Source organism: Aquimarina sp. AWH4_224, assembly GCF_056160245.1.
In genome coordinates this window covers 107,422-130,819 of sequence record NZ_JBSWWU010000006.1, presented here as the reverse complement: position 1 = coordinate 130,819, position 23,398 = coordinate 107,422, and the positions used below count along the sequence as shown (strand labels likewise).

The window sequence follows — 23,398 nt, the reverse complement described above, 5'->3', positions numbered from 1 at the left end:
GTTAAAGCAAGAGATTGTATTTCATTATTTCTGATCTTGCAAGCTATGTTTCGACGCGGACTTACACATATTGCTATGATATGGTTTGCAGTAGCTTTTCTTGTACCTAGGATAGCTAATCTGCATGCGTTGAGCCATTTATCTGAGGATGAAGACACACCAATTTCCTGTGAACTTTGTGATTTTGTGATGCAGTCCGATCAATTTGATTTGATCAATACTAACTCTTTGTACTCAGAAATTGAACTTCATAACGTTCCAAGTACTATTGTTGTATTACAACACTATCATACTCCAAAGGAAAAGATTGCTTCTCCTAACTACATATATAATAAGCCTCCCCCTCTTTTATAGGAAATATCAGTTGTAACCTTTTGTACGATAACAATTCGCATTTGCGATTTGATGTTGTTGTTCTAACTTCTATGACCAATCGATCATGGTGGTAAGAAAGGATCAATGGCAGCTATATCATGTTATTTTAAGAGGTATATTACTATTGGGATATTTCTTCAAATTCGAATCCTGTTTTTTCTGGCTTCTACCAGGATAAAAAACACATATCGTCAGTTTTAATTTTTACGTAACACATTATGCTTAAAGCAGTAAATCTTACCAAAACATATGGTAAGCACGAAGCACTTCGTCAGTTAAATTTATCAGTTGATAAAGGTGAAATTTTTTGTTTACTTGGTCAAAATGGAGCGGGTAAAACCACGACAATTAACCTCTTTTTAGGTCTTATTGAAGCTACCAGTGGTGAAGCTTTGGTAGATGGCATTGCGGTACAACCCAACAATAACAAAACCACTCAAATGATCGCGTATATTCCAGAAGTGGTTCAATTGTACGGTAATCTTTCTGGAGTAGAAAATCTCAATTTCTTTAGCAGATTGGCTGGATATAAGTATGATCATACAACGCTAACAGATTTTTTGTCAAAAGCAGGACTTCAAGAAAATGCTTTTCATAACAAATTGTCTTCTTACTCTAAGGGGATGCGTCAAAAAGTAGGTATTGCCATTGCTCTTGCCAAAAATGCCGATTACATTTTTATGGATGAGCCTATTTCGGGTTTAGATCCAAAAGCTACTCTCGAATTTACCAAAATCTGCAAGGAGTTAAGTGCAGAAGGTAAAGCCATATTTATGGCAACCCACGACATTTTTAATGCGGTAAATGTTGGAACCAAAATTGGCATTATGAAAGAGGGAGAATTGGTACATACTTCAGATACCAAAGGTATTAACGCAACAGAATTACAAGACCTCTATTTAAAAACCATTTAAACATCAAATAAATAATTCACGCAATGAACATCAAATCACTTCCCACACTAGTAGTACTCTTACTAAGTGTTGTCACTTTTGCACAAGTGCAAATCACAGGTACTGTGATCGACAATCAAAACACCCCAATTACTGGGGCTACAATTTCCTTAAAAAGCGCAGCCAATACTTACGGCAAACTCACTGATGGAGCTGGGCAGTTCGAAATCAGTGCTGCTGATGGAAGCTATACTATCGAAGTTCGATATTTAGGGTTTCAATCGTACAAAAACACTTTTGAAGTTACAGAAGGAACCCCGTACGATTTAGGAACCATCACTTTGGAAGAAGGAACCGAACAATTACAAAGTGTTGAGGTTATTGGTCGCCCTAGGACCGACTACAACAGTGATTACTCCTTTTCATCAACCAAAGTAGCAATCAAGAACAAAGAACTTCCGCAGGCAGTTTCTACGATTACCAAAGAATTGTTCAACGACCGACAAGCTTTTCAAATTGCAGATGCAGTAAAGACTGCCAGTAGTGTTTCTCATACAGGATTCTACAATCACTTTAATATTCGAGGATTAATACAGGCAGAAGATGGCCAATTGATCAACGGATTGAGAACACGTCAGTATTACTTTCTACAGCCAATTACTTCTCACATCGAAAGAGCAGAGGTGATCAAAGGACCTTCTTCGGTTACGTTTTCTAGTGTAGATCCGGGAGGATCCGTAAACCTGGTGACCAAAAAACCATTAAAAGAAAGTAGAAACGAAGTAAGTGCCACTGCAGGAAGCTTTGGTACTTTAAGAGCAACTGTTGATTTTACAGGGCCATTAAACGATTCTGGAACTTTATTATACCGTTTTAATGCGGCTGTTCAAGAAGCAAGATCTTTTCGTGATTTGGTGCAGAACAATCAGTTCCTGATCACACCTTCGATCACATTTTTACCCAATAGTACTACAGCTCTTAATGTAGAGATGATTTATAGTAGCGGAGTAGGAAACCTAGATCGTGGTCAACCTCTTTTTGGTGCCATTAATGGAGAGTTTGATTTAAACAGTACTGATATTTCTACGAATGTTGGTGCGGCTAATGATTTCTATGCTTCAAAAGAATTTATGGTGATCAGTAATTTTAGTAAAGAAATTACAGAGAATATTGGTTTTAATGCTTCGTATATGAAGCAAACTTGGGACGAGGACCTGGCAGAGCATCGCGTTGCTGGTTCTGCAGCTGTGGATATTGCAGGAAATGCGATACCAACACTGGCCGAGTTACGTTACACAGAGCGAAAGCAGTTTTGGATTACCGATAATTATACGGCATACATCAATTTTGATATTGAAAATGAGACGTTTACTAATAAAATATTGGTGGGATATGATGGGAGCCGATGGGAACGTACTATTGGAGGATCGTCGAATGGAGCACGACGTTATAGAAGGTTAGATGGAACAGCAACTTCTTTTGACCCTGCAGAGGCTGATCAGTTTGAAACGATAGACATTAATGGAGTAACTGCTCCAAGACCTAATGTGGATCATTTTAACCTTGCAGATCCAAATAATACAGCTAGAGAAACGTCTGGGTATATCATTTCAGAATTTGCGATTCCTGCAAACCTTACTACTTCTGATGGAATCTACATTCAGAATCAGTTCAAAATGGGAAAATTCTCGGCTTTACTTAACATTCGTTATGACTGGTATGAAGATATTTTTGATTATAAATCAAACGATGAGCAGTCATTTAAGAATGAAGCTTTTATCCCTAGAATTGGACTTACTTACGAAGCTACCAAAAATGTAAGCGTTTATGGGTCGTACATTCAAGGTTTTCAACCACAATCCAATACGGTTACCTTGTCGCCGTTTACAGGTGACTTTTTCTTCGCAGGTACACCGGCAAGTTTTGATCCGCTGGAAAGTAACAATATAGAATTTGGTGCCAAGGGAGAGTTTTTTAATGGGAAACTAACCATGAATGCTTCTATCTATCAAATTACACAAAAGAACTTATTGTTACAGGATCCTAATGACGAATCTGTCTTGGTAGAAAGAGGAGAGCAACGTAGCCGAGGTTTTGAGTGGGATCTTAATGGATATATCTTACCTAATTTCCAAGTAAGTGCTTCGTACGCATTTATTGATGCCGAAATTGTTGAGGATGATGACCCTGCACTTGTGGGAGAGCGTATAGGAGGAGCACCAGAGCACAGTGCAAACTTTTGGGGGCGATATGATTTTATGAGAGGTGCACTAAAAAACATCGGTGTAGGTTTAGGAATGGAATATAGAGGAGATCGTTTTTCATGGTTTGGGGATCGTTTAGAATTACCATCATACACTGTATTTGATGCGGCTGTGTACTACCGTCCTACAGGAATCGACATGCAGATCGCAGTAAAATTGAACAATTTGTTAGATGAAACCTATTGGACAGGGGCCTTAAACGCGACAAGACTTTTTCCGGGAGCTCCGAGAAATGTATTACTAACAACAACTTATAAATTTTAAAAAATGAAGTGGGCTAATGTGCGACTATTTGCATTGAATTTTTGGTCCAATGCAACAAAACCTAAAACTTTTTTTCTGTTATACGCAGTTTTTATACTACTAACAGCCTATGCGGCTGTTGGTAGTATTCAAAAACATATCACTCAAAATGATATACGGTTAGAGCATCAGAAAAAAGCTAGACAAAGTTGGGAAGCCAATCCTGATAAGCATCCTCATAGAATGGCGCATTTTGGAACGTTTGCTTTTCGAATTAATCCCTCTTTGGCGATGTTTGATTATGGGATTGAAAGTTTTACCGGGAACACGGTGTTTTTGGAAGCACACCGACAAAATAGTGTCAATTTCTCTGAAGCAACCTTCTCGACAGGAACCTTACGGTTTGGAGAGCTAAGTTTGGCACTACTACTACAATTAGTATTGCCATTAATTCTATTTTTTATTGGTTTTTCTGGGGTGGCCTTAGATAAGCAAAATGGAACTCTAAAAATATTGCTGTCCCAAGGAGCAACTTGGAAAGAAATTCTTTTCGGAAAATCTATTGGGCTTTTTGCGGTTTCTATGATCTTCTTTATTCCTATTATTTTGATTGTCGCGATTTCTCTTTTGGTATTTACGAATCAAATAACAGACAATTTTTTATGGATGCGAATGGTATTGATCTCTTTGGGATATCTTATGTTTTTATTTATCGTTTCTTCTGTAACGATCGTAGTTTCTACCCAGAGCAATAGTCCCAAAAATGCATTGTTGAAGTTATTAGGAGTATGGTTATTGATGGTCGTACTTTTACCGAAGTCTGCACAGGCTATGGGGAACTATTGGTTCCCAACACCTACGAAACTGGCTTTTCAATCCACCATCGAGAAAGAAGTGATACAAAAAGGGGATAGTCATAACCCAGATGACCCCCATTATAATCACTTACGTGATTCTGTTTTGGCGGTTCATAAAGTGAGTAAAGTAACCGATTTACCGTTTAACTATTCTGGTTTTGTGATGCGAGAAGGCGAAAAAATTACCTCTACATTGTATCGAAAACACCATGCTAATTTGATTGGAGTGTATCAAAATCAAAATGATGTTACTCGATTTACAGCTTTTGTGAATCCGTTTACGGCGATCAAGCAGTTATCGATGACCATGTCGGGAACAGATTTTGCTTCCTACATCGATTTTCAAAATCAAGCCGATGACTACCGTTATAAATTAGCTCAAACCATGAATGAACTGCAGATGGAATATATCAGTCCCAAAAAGAAGAGTGGTTCTGAGGGGAAAGTCCATGTAGTGGATCATGAGCACTGGGAGGAGTTTTCAGATTTTAGCCATCAACCCATGTCATTTAGCAATTCTATATCGGCAGGACTGCCGGCATTAATGGCAATGCTACTATGGACTGGATTGGCCTTCTTACTATTGGTATATACTTCTAAAAAAGCAAAAGCAATATGATCAAGTATAAATTATTTTTTCAGCAGTGTATCCGATCAAAAGAAGTTTGGATTAGCTTGGTATTGATTACGATACTAGGTATTGTTGGAATCATTATTGGGAGCAAACATTTAGAACGGCAGCAAAATGCTATTGCTGAAGTACGTGCTCATCAAGAAGAACATTTTGATAGACAAGTATCGCTTCATAATGAAGATTTAGGGTTGTTGTTGTATTATGCCAAGTTTGCGTATATCAATGATTTGGATCCGCTTTCTGGGGTATCTATCGGTCAGGCAGACGTAAACCCTACGGTACAACGTATTACTATCAAAACCTTCGAAGCTCAAAAGTTTGATACCGATTTGGTAAACCCTATGAATTTGCAATCGGGTAATTTAGACTTGTCTTTTGTGATTATCTATTTGTTTCCGTTGCTGGTCATTGTTTTGACATTTAACCTCATTTCAGAAGAAACAGAAACAGGTACATGGAGATTAGTATCGATTCAGGCACGATCAAAATTAGGGTTTATCATTAGCAAACTTTTGGTTCGATTCGCTCTATTATTTGTAGTGTTGATTTTCCTCTTTTTGGTAGCAAAAATTATGCTGAACATTCCTTTGAATAGCGATTTTTTATTGATGATCGGACTGTCATTCTTATATCTGATTTTTTGGTTTAGTCTATCCTTTTTTGTGATTATTTATAAAAAATCGACGGGATTTAATGCATTATTGCTATTGTCGATCTGGTTGGTGCTGATTATTCTTTTGCCCGCAGGTATTAATGCATATGTGTCTTCCAGATATCCTGTGCCCGAGGCAATGAGTACAGCCATTGCACAACGTGATGGATATCATGTAAAATGGGATACTGATAAACTTGCAACGATCAAAAAGTTCTATGCGCATTACCCACAATTCGAAAAGTATGGATACCCTACTGAGGGGTTTAATTGGTTGTGGTATTATGCAATGCAACAAATGGGAGATGATGATTCTAAAAAAGAACGAGAAGCATTAAGCAGTAAGATTGAACTTCGTGAACAAACCAGTAGATGGATTGCATCTGTAGTACCTAATATGCATTTGCAGTTGTATTTTAATCAACTAGCAGGTACCAGTATGGGGCAACATATGAACTATCTGCAAGATACAGAAGCGTTTCATGAAAAGTTGAGATTGTTCTTTTACCCCAAAATTTTTGAGCAGCAACATGCGGATACTGTAGACTGGAAACAATTTAAACCTGAATATCATAAAGCAAAAGCTGATTTGGTTCCGATGCAAGGAATGTTGCCACTTCTAGTAGCCTCGGTATTGCTTATAGCACTTGCTGTACCAAAGATTAGGAGGCTATGATTGCGGCAAGTAGTACAGTGCTGAACTCTTTTGGCAGCAGAATGTGAATGTCAATGGTATTAACGGAGATTTACAATGCGCTCTAGAAACAACTCTTTTTTTCTAGGCGAAAGGTTGATATGATCTCCGTTATTCATGATGATATACCCACCTTCGGATTTGATGTATTTTTTTACCTCTCTTAAATTGATGAGGTAGCTGTTGTGTACTCTCATAAAGTCGTACTCCTGCAAAAGCATTTCAAATTCTTTTAGGTTTTTACTCACCAATTGATCCGATTGTCCTTTTATAGAAAACAAGGTATAGGATCCATTGGCTTTGCAATATCTAATATCTAATACTTTTACAAATTCGATTCCTTCGTGAGTGGATAAACATATCTTTTTGTTGGTTACATCTTGTATTTCGAGATTTTTAACCAAATTTTGCACTTGTTGGATGTACGCTTTATCTCCTTTTCTACTGCGAACCTTTGACAAAGCACTTTGTAATTCATCCAGATCAATGGGTTTGAGTAAATAGTCTACAGAACTGAACTTTATAGCTTTTATCGCATATTGTTCAAAAGCAGTGGTAAATATCACTTCAAAAGCAATATGATCTAGTTTTTGAAGAATGTCAAAGCCAGTTCCCGAATGCAGCTCAATATCCAAAAAAACGAGATCAGGATTAGTTTCCTTGATGAGAGAGATCCCTTCGTTAACATTGTTGGCACTCCCCAAAATGGTAACATTCTCACAAAAGTCTAATAACAGATGAGATAGGGTATCCTGACTATTCTTTTCATCTTCTATGATAACAACATGTAACTCCATACTCAGTTCTTATAAATTTTGATCGTTACTTTGGTCCCATTCGCTTTCCCATCTTGGGTATAAAGATCGTCTACATGTACATAAGTATTCATCTTGTCCTTATGTTTGCTGATCAATTCTAGTCGTTTTTGTGTGAGTGACATCCCTTTTGATTTTCGGTAGATGCTCTTAGTTTGTTGCAAATTATATGAGGCTTCACGACCAATACCGCTATCCTTGATAGAACAAGTGATAAACTCATCCGCATCAATAAACGAAATTTTCATTGTTTTGTCTCCTTCTTTTTTGGGCGCTAGGCCATGAATAATAGCATTTTCGATATAAGGTTGTACCAATAAAATAGGAATTTCAATGTTATAAATATCCAAACCTGGATCAACATCAAAATCGTACTTGAAACTACCATCAAAACGAAGACTTTCCAGTTCTAGATAGCGTTTTAGCAATTCGATCTCTTGTTCTAGTGAGATTACTCCATTTTCCGAAGTGTCCAAAATTTTACGTAAAAGGGTAGAGAAGCTGGTCAGGTATTTAATAGATTCCTTCTTTTTGTCTTTTAAAATAAAACCTTGTATCGAATTTAATGAATTAAAGATAAAATGTGGATTCATCTGTGCTCTCAACGAATGAATTTCATTTCGTAATGCATAACGTTCTGCTTCAGATTTTTCAAAACTGAGTTTTTTAATTTTGTATCCCAAACCAAAAGAGAAAACAAAATTCTCAAGACCAACTCCATAAACCATAAAATGAAAATCCCTGGTAAGCCAGGTTACAATGGCTCCACCGGCATACAGTAAAGATGCTGCAATGACAAAATAAACCAATTTGTTTTTTCCGTATCGAAAAAGATAAAAGGTGTTAAAAATGACAAAAAGGGATAATACCAATCGCTGTATATTTAACAATTGTATCTGATTTGCATGCGAATTACCTGTTAATCGTAAGATAGTATGCATACTCATGAAAACAATCATAGCGATTGCAACTACTTGAAGAAACTTATGAAACTTCGTATAGTCCTTTTTGGTATTCAAATATGCCATAGAAAAAAGAAGATAGCATAGGTTGATACTCATTTGCGAGGTGTCGTTAACTATATGTGCAACTAATGAATCCTGATTCTCATAAATCATTGCCAGAATAAAATCACTTTTATGAGAAAAATATACCATTACGCAGAGGAGATAACCTGCGTACCATAGGAATTCTGACTTTTTGTTTACAGCATATATCGCAATAGAACATATCAGAAAGGCGAAACTGGTTCCTAGAAATAAATGAACAGGAAACTGAAATGACGACTCTTCATGTATATACAAATCAAGTAGTAACATCCTCTCTAAAGATAAAGAAACAAAGATTTACTTAAAAGTGATACTTATAATATTACTAATTGGGGATTCATTTCCAAACGAATCCGCCCATTGAATCCGATACTGATAGCCTTTTTTGGTTTCAAAAAAAGAAGTATCAGAAAAATTGGTGTTTCCGGTATTTATAGTATGATATAAGGTAAAACCATTACCGTCATTTCTGAAAATTAGTGTTTTGATAGCGCTATTCCCAGAAGAACTCCAATTGAGATCAAAGTATTTAGTTTTTTTGTTGAACCTACCTCCAAGTAGAGGAGTTTCCAAGGTTTGAGAAGTATTGTTGTATGAAACAACGTTTCCAAAGATACTCTCATTTTTGTTGTGATCAATAGCCTTAAGTTTATAGAGATAGGTAGTATTAGAGGTTGTATTGTCATCAGTATAACTTGATGTATTTGATGGGATCTCTGCAATGACCTCCTCATCCTTTTGTCCATATGTTTTGCGATACAAACGATATGTAACTACATCTTTACTGGGGCTTTCTTTCCATTGTATTTGAATTGCACCGTTTTCTTTGCTAACCTTCACTATTTTTGGAGCAATTGGCTTTACAAAATCTGGTCGTTTCAACACTAATAGTTCTGAATGTTCTGAAGGATTATAATTATAATCAAATGCAGCAATTTTGTAATATACATTCTCTTTTAGAGATGCCAATGCCAATGTATCACTGTAATAATTGCCAGGAACAGGGGTTTTTGTGAGCTGCCGAAATTCTTGTTTGGGATCATGGGTTCTGTAAACTCGATACCCTTTTAGGTCCTTTTCTTCACCAAATTCCCATGAGATAGCAACTACACCCAAAGAATCTATGGTGCCCTTTAATCCTTTTGGTTTTGCCGGAGCTTTGCCATCGGTCAACATTCCCGCAGAAGATGAAGATTCTAATAGCTTTCCGTCTTTTCCTTCACTTATCACTTTGTAAAAATAAGCTCGTTGTGTATTGGGAGGTGTATCTGTAAAAGAAGTAGTACCAACAGGTAAAATTGAAGTAGAAACTCTTTCGTAACGTCCTTCCTTGGTATCACTTCTTGTGATGTGATAGCCTTTTGTATGCTCTGGGAGATCGGGTTCCTCCCAACTTAAGAGGAATGTGGTATCATTGGAAGCGGTAACTTTCAAGTTATCTATGGTTGAAATCATCATTTTGGACTTAGGCGTTGCAGATACAATTTCAGAATACAACCCGTAATCGCCAAAAGAAGTTACTCCAATAATTCGGTAACTATAGGTAACCCCAACCTTTACATCTGTATCTGCGTAAGATTGTTGTTGTGTATACGTTGCTTGAGAGGTAGCCTTTATAATAGAGTTTGATACTAGATTAAAATTCTTCCCATCAATCGCACGCTCGATATAATATCCAGAGAATAGTGAATTATTTACGGCTTTGGACCAATAAACATGTATTGCTCCTTCTTTAGTTTCTATTCGAACATTAGTAACTTTATTGGGTTTCCAAATATCTTTTGATCTTTGAAATGCTTTGTTAGAAACGGTCTTTCCTGCTACTTGCAATTCGTAATTATAACTGTTATTGCTTTTTATTGAAGTATCAACAAAACGGAAAGCAAGCCCATCTGCAGCTTGTGTTGAAAAATCGGCACAGTAAGCAGCAAACGCCAGGGTATTATTCTGCTCTTTTGAAGCCAATAAGCGCATACTAAAATGACTGTCTGCAATTGTTGAAGTCACTTTGGTTTTGCCCAAAAGGCATTGTGCGGCTGTGGCTACAAAAATATTGGTAGTATCTGTTTTGGTTTTCCAGGTAGATAAGGTATAGGGAAACAATGGTTGCAACGTGAGCATTTCCTTTTTATCGGTAGCCATATTGGTGCGTAAAACGGTAATTCCGTTCTCATTGATGTCATGCCATGCTTTTAAATCTTTAGGTACCCAGCGTAGTACAATGCTGTCTTGGTAAGCTCTTGTTTTTAAAATCATTTTTTGAGAAGCATTATTATTTTGCGAATAAGCAAGTTGTAAGCTAGTGCAAATTAGAATACCTATAATAATATGGGTTAATCGTTTCATAAGCTTATTCTTTAATTGATGTTTTTATTTAAATCTGCAGGCACAGTATATGTTCGTTCTATGGTAGCACCTCCACCATGTTTTTTAATTTTAAATGAAGGTGAACCACTAGTACGTCTATGTTGCCAATAGGGCATTCTTTCTAATATCCATTCAGAAACCCCTTCTCTTACTTCTAAGAACTGCATATTACTATCATAATCTGCTTGAACATCATTAAATTGGATTTCTTCATTGTTTATTCTATAAAGGTGTCGTTTAAATCTGTGCCAATCCTGTATGGCTAACCACTCTGTGTAATCTACAACTGCAAAAAGTGCATTTTTAGATGGAGGGTTTTGGTTTTGCCATTGATTATTTTGAATCCACATACCTCCATTATTGTTATTTGGAGGACTGTAGTTTAAAGGGGTAGTAGTAAAACCTACTTTTTTTCCCTGATGATATATGTTTTTTATGGTGTGGTTCCCTGCGTAAAACGCTAACAAAGGCTCTTCTTTTTTGAGGGATAAGACATCATCTACATTGGGATAGTGCCTATCATTAAAAGGTTCGTATAAAGCATTATCAAAATATCGGTTTGCACCCCAAATCGAGTTGTTCGTACGACTGGGTAACAGTTGATTCCAATAATCTTCTGATGGATAGGGATAATCATTAGTTTCCAACACCAAAGCCCAATTATTTTGATTCTGCGGTACATGGTAATTCGTTTTTAAGGCTGCGGTATTGTATCCAGGATATGCTTTCCAGAAATTGTTCCTTAATTCAGGATATTGCTGGTTGCCAACACCCCATTGAATACTGGCACCTGTAAAAGTTGCTTGTTTTGCTAGTTCAATAAGTGGTGGTTTTTGAAAGCTTAGTAGGGTTAGCTCATTATTTAAAAATCCGATTTTGTTTTCTTTTTCAGGGAATAAGGTCTTTTCATCAAAATTTTCATCACATTCAAGTACTATAACAGGTAAATTAATAGTTAAAGGTTTTAGGGAATTATCTGAAATATTTGCCACATTGCTTGGGAATTGTTCCACCTTAGTAGTTTCGTAAGTGATGTTACCCATTTTTTGTGATAGGCTGTTATATTTGCTGGTTTTAAAATGAAATTTAAATCCTTCAAATATGGGCCATTCTACTTTATTTGAGGTTTTTGTAGCACCTAGCAAAGCTCTATGTTTTCTTTTGATAGCTAAGTTTTGATTACCGCTATTGGCGTTTGCCAAAGAATTCTGAAAAACCAGATTGGGTTTGGGTTTTGGGGTTACAAAATTGGCATTAAGGATATTGTTGTTATTAAAATTGAGATTGGCTTGCAATACTTGATAACCTTGTCCATTATTATTACCTCCATTTTGCTGTCCGGATCCGCCCAAGAGCACATTTTTATAGGTGTCTTCCGAGTTAGATGTTGCTACATAATTATTAATAGAGGGGGTGTAAATAACCATAAGCTGTAGTTCGTAGATCTTTCCTGTTTCTAATTGCTGCGGGAAATCAAATACCAATTTACCACCGTATACACCTTGTGCATCAGCATTATTGATCTGATAGGGGATATCGTAATAATCTTTACTTTTTACATCAATGAATCTTGCTATAAATTCAAAAGTTCCACTCGCCATAGGACCTTGGTAAGTATTTCCTAATTTAAAAGCATCTACATACCAAAAATTAGGATCTGTCCAATGCGGTAGTACCACTGGTAATGTGATATATCCTTTAGGGAAGTTAGAGGGGATAAAGTAGTTTTCTCCTATAAATGGTGTGCTAAACCAAATACTTTCTTTGGTAATTTTAGTAGGAAAAGCTCCCGTAGTAAAAGTTCCGATTTTAGTTTCTTTGGCTCGTTCTTCTTTTTTACCATTTACCAATTCGTAGCCCGTAACACCTATGCTGTAGGTAAATGTGGTTTTTGGAGGGAAATAGAAATCTAGATCTGTGAACGTAGCAGAATATCCGTCCTCTCGATAGGCAGGGAAGAAATCTTTGGATTTGTTTGTATTACTTCCTTCATCAAACCATTCTAAGGTAAAATAGTCTACATTGTATCGAAACTCACGTGTCACTTTTTTCCCTTTTTTGTCTAATTCGGTGTATTCAAAAGGTCCATTTGGAAAATTAAAGGAGACCTCCATTTGACGTAAAATGTCTACATCTTCTTCCTGATCTTCTGGTAACACTTCAGCGATTATAGGGTATTCATCAAATGGACCACTGTTTGGATTGTTACATTCTTCTCCTAGTTCAACTTCAAAATCTACATTAAAATCCAACAAGCCCTCTAGAACTTGTCCATTCACATTCACATTCCCATTTAAATATATTGGATTTGGCAATCCTGCTTGCAAAGCAGCAACAGCTTCCAGCTCCATAAGCTTTGCTTCCCCTTTCCAAACCCACAAATCTAATTTCACTCCGGCTTCTCCTTTAAAATACCCATAAGCTTCGCCTCTGGCATACCAGCCGTTTAACCCAAAATCTTCAGCACATAGTCCTGTTTCATCCCGGAGGGTAAAATCAAATCCGGAGATATGTTTTGCTTTTAAATAAAAAATAAGAAAATCCAAATCGGTATCCAGGTGTAAACCACTACCTAGTGCTACCCCAGAACTGGAGTTAGGACCAGTAAAAACCTGATAACGCTCATTATTCATTTTCCAGTTTTTTGGGTTGTTATTCCGAACATCTAATGGCATTTCTGGTAGTCCTGGGATATCGGGTCCAAACATAAAATAGCTATATAAACCTGTATCCAAACTGTTGTTGTTTACTTCTGTATCTAGCCCTTCAAAATCACCAAGGCTCAAATGAACACGCTTTTTATCTTGCCACGGAAAATCTTGATATTGTTTCTGCCAATACCCTAATTTATGAAACCAGGTATCTTTATCTGCGTATAGATGTAAAGTACCTTGCCCGGTAACCAAACCGTCTAAAAGATCAATAGAGACTGTAGAAGTATTGTCAAAAAAGATGTTATTCTTTTGTTCTTCACCCAAATAACCAATGGTTAGGTCTACATCACCTTTAATAAATGCGGATCCCCGGTTGCCATCTAATTCTTGTACGATATATCCATCACCAAACATTTTCATTTCTCCTTTTAGACTGCCATTGAGATTGAAGTCCATTAAAAAGCCTAAATCTGCATTAAATAGCGTTTCTGCACTATTGACACCTACAATGATAGATTGAGAAAAACCGATGCCTCCTTGGGTCGGGATCTTTTTATCCTCTTCAAAACGAGTATTTCCAGCAGGTAGCGATATGGCCAGATCATCGTTCATTTCTTTATTCAGCTTTAACTGATCAATGGTTTTGTGAGGAGCATTTGAATCAGGTTCATTGGCCAAATTCATATTGACCCAAAAGCCACCACTTCCGCCATACACCGCGAATGGAGTAGGAGGAATCGGGATCCCGCTTCCACCTATTTTTAGATACGAATCTGTATAGAAATAGCGATAATTTTCTTGTTGGGTTTTAATGGATCCAAATTGCATGAGGGCTGCAAAATTCATGTCCATTTGATTAAGTTTTACATCAAAATCACCTTTAAAACCATTTCCGTATACCTCATCTTTCTCAAAAAGGTAGAGGTTTCCATTTATAGTAGCGATATTGATATCAACATCAGTTAATGATATTCTATTGAGTTTGGTTTTTTTATAGATGTACTTTTTGTCTTTATATGCTCCCCAAATCGTAAAAGCTGTGCTGCCTCCGACTGAGAAATCACCTTCATCGAGGTGTACAAAAATGTCCAGTGTTAGTCCGAGATCACCGTTGGGTTCGTTTATGACTTTGATATCATTAAGATCAAAACTAAAGTCTGCTATAGTGGCTTGTGCATTGGTTATGCCTAACTCACCAAAGTTGATATCTGGAATATTGTTTTGTCCTGGAGTAATGGTCAAATTGGTAAAGTTTACTTCGGGAAGTTGGAAAGAAGACACCAAACTATCATCTGGAGTATTATTAACCCCCCAGTCTATCTCGATACCACCATGCAAATTTGCAGAAGGTTTCCAGGTATTCCCTTCTTTAATGATGTTCACTTCTGACCCTTTTTCGAGGTGTAATTGTGCAAACCACATCGGTACAGCGTAGGCTTCCTGGGTGACAACATCAAATTTCATATCGAAGCTGTCTTCAGGATTTTCACCCAGAGTAAAAAGTACTTCATAACCTAACTCAGTATCCGCGATTGGAAGTTTGACGTTACCGGTAATCTCTGCCCCATCCAAGTTGCTATCCTCCAGAATAATAGAAAATGTATCGACAGAGATGGGCCAACCCCCAACATCTCCTTCGTTGATAGAAATTAGATTGTTGAAAGGACCAATTTTTCCTGAAACCCCGTTTTTGTCAAGAATAAAATGGCTAACTTCTTTTTCTATAGGAGTATCATTAATTTGAAAGAACTCGGGGAATTGCACTGAAATATTTTCGGCATATACGCCTTTCCAAAAGGCATCCTTGTTAATAGGATTTGGAGTTGTGGATAGCGATTGATCAATAACAATAGTATTGGCGTCAAGAGAAAACCCTACCAAACCAGGAATGGTAAACGGGTGACTTAACTTTGGGATCTCCAATGTCCAATCATGAAAGTTAGTAATGTCGGTTTCGTAGTCTGCAGTTACATTTCCTTCGATAACGTTTCCTTGTTCATTTAGGGGCAATGCTATATTTCTTCCAAAAGTTAATGCGCCTTTCAAGTGAATATTACTAATTCCGGAACAATCATAGCCTACCGAAGTTTCTGGTTTGAAAGTATGTGTAAGTGCATTCGAAATGGGAATCGAAACTGTGTTTTGAAGTTGTAATTCTCCAGTTGATCCAAATCCATTAGGTCTTAGACAATTACTTCCAGTAAGGAGTACATGATTATGTTCATTATTTGATGGGTAAACTTCAAAACCAGTAGCTAAATTTATATGCGCTTTTTCAGGAGTAAAGATCATCCCAAAAAATGTGAGGGTGTTAGCGCCGTTTTCCCAGGAAATAGGAACCCCAAAGGCTTGATTTTGTCCTGATAGCAGATGTACTTTTCTCCCCTCGTTTTCGATATAGGTTATTGCATTTTCAAAAATAGCTTCGGAAACCTGCGGCACTTGTAGCTGTTTAGTTAAGAATTCCTGATTATTGGGTAAACCTGGTTCTGCTTTAGCATAAGCAGCTCCCGCATAAACTACCTTATCTGTATTTGCTTTTAGATTGTTGAAAGTAACCAAAACAGGAATTTGTAAAAAGTTAATATATATTTTTCCAATACCAGAGAAACCATTACCGCTAGGTTGCGCCTGGATTATCTCCATCAAAAATTTACCTAAACCAATTTCTTCCCCAGGAGATAGATTTGAAATAGGAGTAGTATTTTGTGGAACTGATTGTATACAGTCTGAGATACAATTTGGGGCGTCGTTAGGATCAGGGGGGGTATTTTGATTTTGGGGATTTACTAATACATCATCTCCATCAATATTAATTTGTGTAACGGCTACTTCGGTATTTTGAGGAGCAGGCGAAGTGATATTAATTTCTGGGCTCTTACCGTAGGTAAAAGCACACACCTCGCTGCTTCCTCCATTCCTAAAATTAAGAGGTCTGGGGTTTCCTAGTTTGTTTACAGCGGTCACTCTATACGCATAAGTGCGTCCAGGTTCAAGCGGAGGATCGCTAAGGGTATAATTATATACATTAATGGGTACGGTCTTTTGAAAAAGAGGAGTGTCTCCGAAGGATAAAAAAGCCTGATTTGGATCCATATTATTAAAAAGCTCTATTATGGCCAATTCGTATTCTACTTGGGATGGATTAGAGCCAGCAGGCACTGCCCAGGAAAAGAAAATGTTTTGAGGTGTATTGCTATCCAGAGTTACTCCACACGATGGCTTTAACAGAATGGGAGGTTCGATAGAATTGATATTGAAAAAACTACATCCGCTCGGAGCAGGAAGGGAAAGTGGAGTCCCGGAGCTGTAATCAAGTACTCGGATACATAACTCATAATTTCCTTCGGGAAACCCATTACCCAAGATAATTTCTGAAGCTGATATTCCTGAGATATTCCAGACGTTAATATCCCAATAATCTTGTAATTGAATACCGGTAAGTCTGGTTACTCCCATAGGTGGTAGCGAAATGGGGACTGGAGGAATAAAAGTTGGTGGTAATACCAGTGACACTCCATTGTCTCCAGTGATGGTTGCGGTTAGTCGTACATCTCTTGTTATTCCACTTCCACTGGCGTCCACGGTATTGATAAGTTGAATTGCTAAACGGTTTTCATACGATATGTAGTCCGAAAAATAGGGAGAATAGGGAGGGAGTACTTGAGTAACCACTTGCACATCGTTTTGGGCATGTAAAGAGGGATTAAAAACCATGAGTAAGAACGTGGTGCTACAGGTTATAAGTTTTTTAAAAAATTTCATGACTATCCTATTTTTAAAATCGTAATACATAGTTGATAAACCCGGTAAATTCATCAAAGGGTCCTGTAATTAATTCTGTTTTCAGGTAATTAGCACTTAAGCTGATTTGATGTTTCTTTAATTGATAAGAGGATGACAAAACAAAACTTTGACTCTCATTTTCCTGCTGTTTAGCATAGCTAATAGCCGATGAGATATTCCATTTTTGATCAAAGAAAGATTTGTTCCCTCCTAAGGAAAAACCATTTCCTGGAAGTTTGCCAGTAAATGTTTGCAGATCATTGTAATTGTAGGATACATAAACTCCATAATGCTGCTGCATTTGGGTAAAATTGTAGGTTGCATTGATCGAGTTTCCTACATACTCAGAAAATTGTTGCGTAAGAGGATTCCCGTCTTTAAGCTCGCTTCTGCTGCCAAATAAAGAGATAGAATGAGAACGTGTGGTATCGCTTTTGATATAATTGGCAGTAACTGTGTAGATTGGATTTTTTTGATCTTGTTTAAATGCATTGTCTAAGGGGATAACCCCTTCTTCCATTAATGTGGTCAGGTTGGTGTAGGACCCGGTGAAATTTAAACTAGGAGTAGGTGTTACGACAATGTTTATGGTAGGTATGGTTCGTTTGGAGGTGGCAATTTTTTTATTATTGAGATTATCTCGTTGAAAAGTAATCCCACCATTAATTCGTATTTTTCTTTTCCAAATGGTAAATGAAGGATTGATACTATAGGCTAATACATCATTATTAATGAAATAAAGGCCCATGGATCGATAATCTGCATCTATTCGCTGAGCTTGAGTTAGTAGTCCAAATGTTTTTCCCTGATAGCGTATACCAGTTTTAAAGGCAGTATACATTTGAGTAGAAGCATTTGTCGTAATAAAACCTGAAGCTAAGTTGTCTAAAAAATCAACCTCTGGGATAGCTACACTTAATGTCTTATCCAACGTAAAAGCACTTAACGCTCCATCAAAGTAAAAAGACAGTTTTTTTTTGAAAAACGTTTTTCTGGTATTCAAACCAATGACCAAATTTTCTCCTGGGGTGATTGTTTGTGGGGATTCTTCTGTATCCAAAGAGTTCTCGTCATCCTCTGCTTTGAATACAATAAGATCAATAAAATCCGTACCAGTACCATATCCGATTTTTGCACCCATTCCGCGGCGTTCATAAGCAGGTCTTCGAAGGGATACCAAAGTGGTATCTTCAGGTACAGCCCGTTGCAATCTCCCGTACATAATACTTGCTCTAAACTTTCCTGGGGTGACTTCAACCCCAGCACCCAACATTTGATGGCCGGCTAAGGTGAATTGAGATAGCACAATATTGCGGTGTCCCAAATGCGCCTTTACCCATTTATAAGATGGACTGGCGCCTATTTGATTAAAAGGTTGACTGAATTGAAATTGTTGATTGGCAAAAGTGAAACTGAAAGGGATATTGAAATCATAAATGCTCACTGCCGCGTTGCCAGTAAATAAATAGGTGAAAGGTTGTCGTCTTTCTGGACCGCCTTTGGCACTGTAAAATATAGTACGAGCCCCCACGGATCCCGAAAACTGAACAGCTGTAGAGTCTCCTAGTTTTGATAAGTCTTGAGCACGACTAGAGGTGGCCAATAGACCAAATAGTGATAGAAGTACTATTAATTTTGACGAATCCATTCATCAATATTACTATACCACTTTATACATAGGATGTAGTAATTTATGGATTCAATGTATGAATTGATGAATCTTAGTTTTGAATTTATGTAGTTGTTGCGATTTTCAAACCTGAGAACAAAACCTTCAGGAATACTCGTTTAGAATTTCGGTAATATCTTTTCCGTCATTCAAATATATCGGATAATGAAAATTATCTAGTTTTTTAAGGAGTTGATGCAACGTCTGTTGTTCTTTTTTGGATAGGTTGCCGCTTACTAGTTTTGCTGCCTTTCCTGCTTCAGTATATGCGAGGATTACATTTTCTTCGCCTTTTTTTGTCAATCGTAAAAGTTTACCCCTCTTATCTTCTGGGTTGGGAAACTGCTCAATAATCCCATTTTTTAGTAATCGTTTAATAACTTCCATTCCCGAAGATTTATCATAGGCCAATTTTTTAATCAAATTGGTCTTCCCAATGGGTTGTGATCTATGTAAGATTGCTGTAAAAGCAAAATCCATATCTGTAGTAAAGGGTAATTCTCCCAAGGCAGATTTGATGTAGAAATTAGAATATCTACTCATTCTTCCTATATAAGCGGCTATTTCGGCATCAATGCTATGTCCTGTAATGCCAAAATCGTCATTTTGTGCTGTATCGTCTAATTGATGATCTAACCAATTTGAGAAATATTTCAGATTGATATCCGCTTCCTTGTTGCTCTTTATAAATACTCCAACCAGATCATACACCTGTTTTATAAAGTCAAAAACTTTCATTATGTATTATTTAACACTAAATTAAAATTATATATTGTGATAAAATACCTTTTTGTTTAATATTTGTAAAAAATTGTTATACAAATTTAAAGTTCTTTTTAGGTATTTACTAAAATAGGACTAAAACATTAACTCTTACTACTATGAATTCTAAAAATGTTTTCCTTGTATTTTTTATTATGGTGATTTCAAACCTACATGCGCAAGTGTATGGAGAACTTTCTGGGAATGTCACCGACGAGACCGGGCAACCGATTTTGGGTGCTTCAGTCTTTCTAGAGGGTACCGAAAAAGGAGGGCAAACTGATTTTGATGGGAATTACCGCATCACCAATATTACGCCCGGATCATATAATTTAATAGTAAGCTATGTAGGTTTTGAAACGCAAACCACATTTAATGTTATCGTAAGATCAAAGGGAACTCCAGCTTATAATTTTGTTCTTTTAGAATCCACAGAATCCTTGGATGAAGTGGTTGTAACCAATGCCAATAAGATAAGTAGACCAAAAGAAACACCATTATCCACACAATCGTTATCTGCTGTAGAAATAGCAACCTATCCGGGGAGTAATAATGATGTGGTACAAGTAGCACAAACACTACCGGGAGTATCTCCTTCGATAGGAGGGTTTAGAAATGATTTAATCATAAGGGGAGGGGCACCCAACGAAACGGTGTATTATCTGGATGGTATGGAGGTGCCTAATATTAATCATTTTAGTACCCAGGGTAGTGCAGGAGGACCGGTAGGTTTAATCAATGTTTCTTTTATAGATAATGTTACCTTGTCCACTTCTGCATTTGGGGCGCAATATGATAACCCACTATCAGGTGTGTTACAATTTAGTCAACGCACAGGAAATAGCCGATCGTTAAGTGGAAACTTCAGAGTTAGCGCGAGCGAGGCGGCTTTAACCCTAGATGGTCCCTTGTTTAAAGGTACTCTAGAGGATGCAAAAACTACTTTTCTAGTATCGGCAAGACGTAGTTATCTACAATTTTTATTTGAAGTTATTGGTCTTCCGTTTAGACCTAATTATTGGGATTATCAATACAAAATCAATCACAAAATTGATGCTTATAATGAGATTAGTCTTACAGGTTTGGGATCTATTGATGATTTTTCTGTAGAAGCTCCAGATGACTTTGATGCCGAACAACAAGCACAATTAGAGCAGGCCCCTTTTATTGAACAAACCACCAACGCAATTGGGATATCATGGAGAAACCGTTTCAAAGATGGTTCTGGTTTTATGCAAACTACATTGAGCAATAATACATTAAACAATGAATTTACAAGATTTGAGGATCCAGAGAATGAAACAGGGGTTATTTTTAGTAATGATGCTGTAGAGTCTGAAACGAAGTTACGATATCAACTCACCAAATTTTTGGGAGATTGGAAACTCACCACTGGGTTCAATGCCCAGTATTCGTATTACGAAAATAATACTGCTAATCTAACGGATAATAACTTTTTTAGTACCGAGATTGATTTTTTTAAATACGGGCTGTTTGCCAACGTGACCCGTTCCTTTTTTAATGAGAAATTAGACGTGTCTTTTGGATTTAGAGCAGACGATGACAGTTTTGTAGAAGACAATACGCTGTTTTCCACTTTTTCACCACGACTTTCCTTATCCTATGAATTTGCTGAAGACTGGAGAGTAAATGGATCGTTAGGGAGGTATTACAAATTACCACCATATACAATTTTAGGATTTAGAGATAACAATGATGTTTTGGTGAATAGAGATGTAGATTATACGGTTAGTGACCATTATGTTATTGGGTTGCAACATTATTTTGGGCCATCTGCCAGTATTTCTTTAGAGGGATTTTACAAAAGATATGATGATTATCCAGTATCTGTACTGGATGGAGTTTCACTAGCTAACAAAGGAGCTGATTTCGAGGTGTTAGGAAGTGAAGATGTAGCTACCGTAGGCCAGGGAAGAAGCTATGGAGTCGAATTGCAGTTTCAACAAAAATTGTCGAATAATTTTTATGGAATCTTTGCCTATACTTGGTTTTATAGCGAGTTTACTGGCTTTGATAGAAATGAATATTTGCCTTCGGTATGGGATAGTCGTCATTTGGTGTCGTTTACTGGAGGATATAAACTTCCTAAAAATTGGGAAATAAGTGCCCGTTATCGATTTGCAGGCGAAACACCATTTGTACCAACAGATCTGGATGCTACATTAGCAAATTATCCAGAAGTGATTTTGGATTATTCAAGATTAGGAGAGGAAAAATTGGATATCTTTAGCCAATTAGACCTTCGAATCGATAAAAAATGGAATTTTAAAAATTTATCTCTTGATGTATTTATAGAAGCTCAAAATGTGCTGGGTCAAGAGATTCCTCAGCCAACTCAATTCGGTCTTAGTAGAGATAATACAGGAACAATAATCAACCCAAGAAGTCTTACTCCAATTGAGACAGACTCAGGACAGATTATACCAAGTATTGGTATTGTTGTGGATTTCTAAATACGGGTTTTATTTGTTGTTGATGATCTAGAAGATAAACAATAGTTATTTTGTTTTTCTGAAACCTTGTTTTTTAAAATATTGTCAGATATCGAAAATTATTGCATTATGTCAATAAAATTGATTGTAAAGTAAAAATTCGTTAATTTTTTTTTGTAAATATTGTTATATTCACAAAACTATTTTCCGAAAATAGTTTGTTTTGCAATAATTAACCAATTTGAATGATGAGAGAATTTGACGTAATCGTAGCCTATGAAGACCCCCTAAAGAGACTAGGAATAAGAGCAATGCTTGAAGCCCCAAAGGAACTTAAATTTATACTTCATGATGATATAAGTGACCTGGATAAAATGAGAGCGTTGATTGTGGATTTACAACCTGATTTTATTGTTATCGATGCAACTTTAAATTCTAATAATTCAGGCATAGAGCTTGCCCAGTTTACCAAAACAAATGCAAAGAAAACTAAAATAGTGATCATGACTTTTGATTTGGATATTCGTTTGAAAAGGATATTAAAAAAACTGGAGATCACCTGGGTGATGTACAAAGCAGATACCGTAGAAAGTATGAAAAAATGCGCTTGGAGAGCTATTCATGATAAACCATATATAAGTAAAAAGTTTAGAGAAAAATGGTATGCCGAGGACGCCGAAGAAATGCAAAAGGACAATCCTTTGTATAAATTATCAAAGACAGAAATAAAAATTCTTCAACAAGTGGCTCAGGGGAAAACCAATAAAGAAATTGCTTTAGAATTTTTCAAGAGTGTAAAGACAGTAAAAAACCATCGCCAGAACATATGTAATAAACTGAATCTTCAAGGGAGTAATGCGCTTTTGAAGTACGCATTAGAAATTAAAAAAGATATCATACCTTCTGGTATTCCGATCTGGTAGAATATAAGTACTTGACCGTTATATTTTGAGTTGAAAAAGGTTGCTTTTTATCCAAGATTATTAACCTTTTGTAGAAATAAGAACATGTGCCTATTTTTTTTAGGTTTGGGTATAAGTACTTTAGCATTATTAAATACAACGATGCATCAAACTTAAAACTCTATGTATGAAAAACTCCTTGTCATTTTAGTATTTATTTGACTAATCCGTAAACAAACCAATTACCAGACTTTAAATCCCTAAAAAGACAATTACAGATTGTCATTGCAGCTTATTTGTTTCAAGTAGGCTAGGCATACTATTAACTA

General features: G+C 36.6%; 13 protein-coding genes. 7 read left to right on the top strand and 6 right to left on the bottom strand.

Annotated elements, in window-relative coordinates; all coding sequences use genetic code 11:
- Nucleotides 1-45: 45 nt before the first annotated feature.
- The 5 genes from ACXAGJ_RS13120 (at nt 46) to ACXAGJ_RS13100 (ending at nt 6,594) form a co-directional block, all read left to right on the top strand.
- Nucleotides 46-354 carry a hypothetical protein gene (locus ACXAGJ_RS13120; protein ID WP_474840543.1) on the top strand — a complete coding sequence of 103 codons (309 nt, stop codon included), beginning with the start codon at nt 46-48 and terminating at the stop codon, nt 352-354.
- A 239-nt stretch (nt 355-593) separates the two neighbouring features.
- Entirely contained in the window at nt 594-1,289 is a 696-nt protein-coding gene (locus ACXAGJ_RS13115) for an ABC transporter ATP-binding protein (protein WP_474840541.1), read from the top strand.
- 23 nt (nt 1,290-1,312) lie between these two features.
- A complete protein-coding gene (locus tag ACXAGJ_RS13110; RefSeq protein WP_474840539.1) occupies nt 1,313-3,796 on the top strand; it encodes a TonB-dependent siderophore receptor in 2,484 nt (827 codons plus the stop codon).
- Nucleotides 3,797-3,799: 3 nt separating this feature from the next.
- Nucleotides 3,800-5,251 carry an ABC transporter permease gene (locus ACXAGJ_RS13105; protein WP_474840537.1) on the top strand — a complete coding sequence of 484 codons (1,452 nt, stop codon included), beginning with the start codon at nt 3,800-3,802 and terminating at the stop codon, nt 5,249-5,251.
- Nucleotides 5,248-6,594, top strand: a complete 1,347-nt coding sequence (locus ACXAGJ_RS13100) for a DUF3526 domain-containing protein (protein WP_474840535.1) — start codon at nt 5,248-5,250, stop codon at nt 6,592-6,594. The genes ACXAGJ_RS13105 and ACXAGJ_RS13100 overlap by 4 nt, the downstream gene beginning before the upstream one ends.
- A gap of 59 nt (nt 6,595-6,653) precedes the next feature.
- On the opposite strand, the gene ACXAGJ_RS13095 is transcribed toward ACXAGJ_RS13100, so the two are convergent.
- From ACXAGJ_RS13095 to ACXAGJ_RS13070, 6 genes are all read right to left on the bottom strand, one after another.
- Nucleotides 6,654-7,409 carry a LytR/AlgR family response regulator transcription factor gene (locus ACXAGJ_RS13095; RefSeq protein WP_474840533.1) on the bottom strand — a complete coding sequence of 252 codons (756 nt, stop codon included), beginning with the start codon at nt 7,407-7,409 and terminating at the stop codon, nt 6,654-6,656.
- Nucleotides 7,410-7,411: 2 nt separating this feature from the next.
- Entirely contained in the window at nt 7,412-8,746 is a 1,335-nt protein-coding gene (locus tag ACXAGJ_RS13090; protein ID WP_474840531.1) for a sensor histidine kinase, read from the bottom strand.
- A 27-nt stretch (nt 8,747-8,773) separates the two neighbouring features.
- Nucleotides 8,774-10,822, bottom strand: a complete 2,049-nt coding sequence (locus tag ACXAGJ_RS13085; protein WP_474840529.1) for a fibronectin type III domain-containing protein — start codon at nt 10,820-10,822, stop codon at nt 8,774-8,776.
- 11 nt (nt 10,823-10,833) lie between these two features.
- Nucleotides 10,834-17,262 carry a hypothetical protein gene (locus ACXAGJ_RS13080; protein WP_474840527.1) on the bottom strand — a complete coding sequence of 2,143 codons (6,429 nt, stop codon included), beginning with the start codon at nt 17,260-17,262 and terminating at the stop codon, nt 10,834-10,836.
- A 13-nt stretch (nt 17,263-17,275) separates the two neighbouring features.
- The gene (locus ACXAGJ_RS13075) at nt 17,276-18,931 is read right to left on the bottom strand and encodes a TonB-dependent receptor (protein ID WP_474840525.1); all 1,656 of its coding nucleotides are present in this window, start codon (nt 18,929-18,931) and stop codon (nt 17,276-17,278) included.
- A gap of 126 nt (nt 18,932-19,057) precedes the next feature.
- Nucleotides 19,058-19,690 (bottom strand): MarR family winged helix-turn-helix transcriptional regulator, encoded by a 633-nt coding sequence (locus tag ACXAGJ_RS13070; RefSeq protein WP_474840523.1) that lies wholly within the window; start codon nt 19,688-19,690, stop codon nt 19,058-19,060.
- A 143-nt stretch (nt 19,691-19,833) separates the two neighbouring features.
- Here ACXAGJ_RS13070 and ACXAGJ_RS13065 point away from each other — a divergent pair, with 143 nt between their 5' ends.
- Together ACXAGJ_RS13065 and ACXAGJ_RS13060 are read left to right on the top strand one after the other, a co-directional pair.
- Nucleotides 19,834-22,188, top strand: a complete 2,355-nt coding sequence (locus ACXAGJ_RS13065) for a TonB-dependent receptor (protein ID WP_474840521.1) — start codon at nt 19,834-19,836, stop codon at nt 22,186-22,188.
- Between the two features lie 224 nt (nt 22,189-22,412).
- The gene (locus tag ACXAGJ_RS13060) at nt 22,413-23,090 is read left to right on the top strand and encodes a response regulator transcription factor (RefSeq protein WP_474840519.1); all 678 of its coding nucleotides are present in this window, start codon (nt 22,413-22,415) and stop codon (nt 23,088-23,090) included.
- The last annotated feature ends 308 nt before the right edge of the window (nt 23,091-23,398 follow it).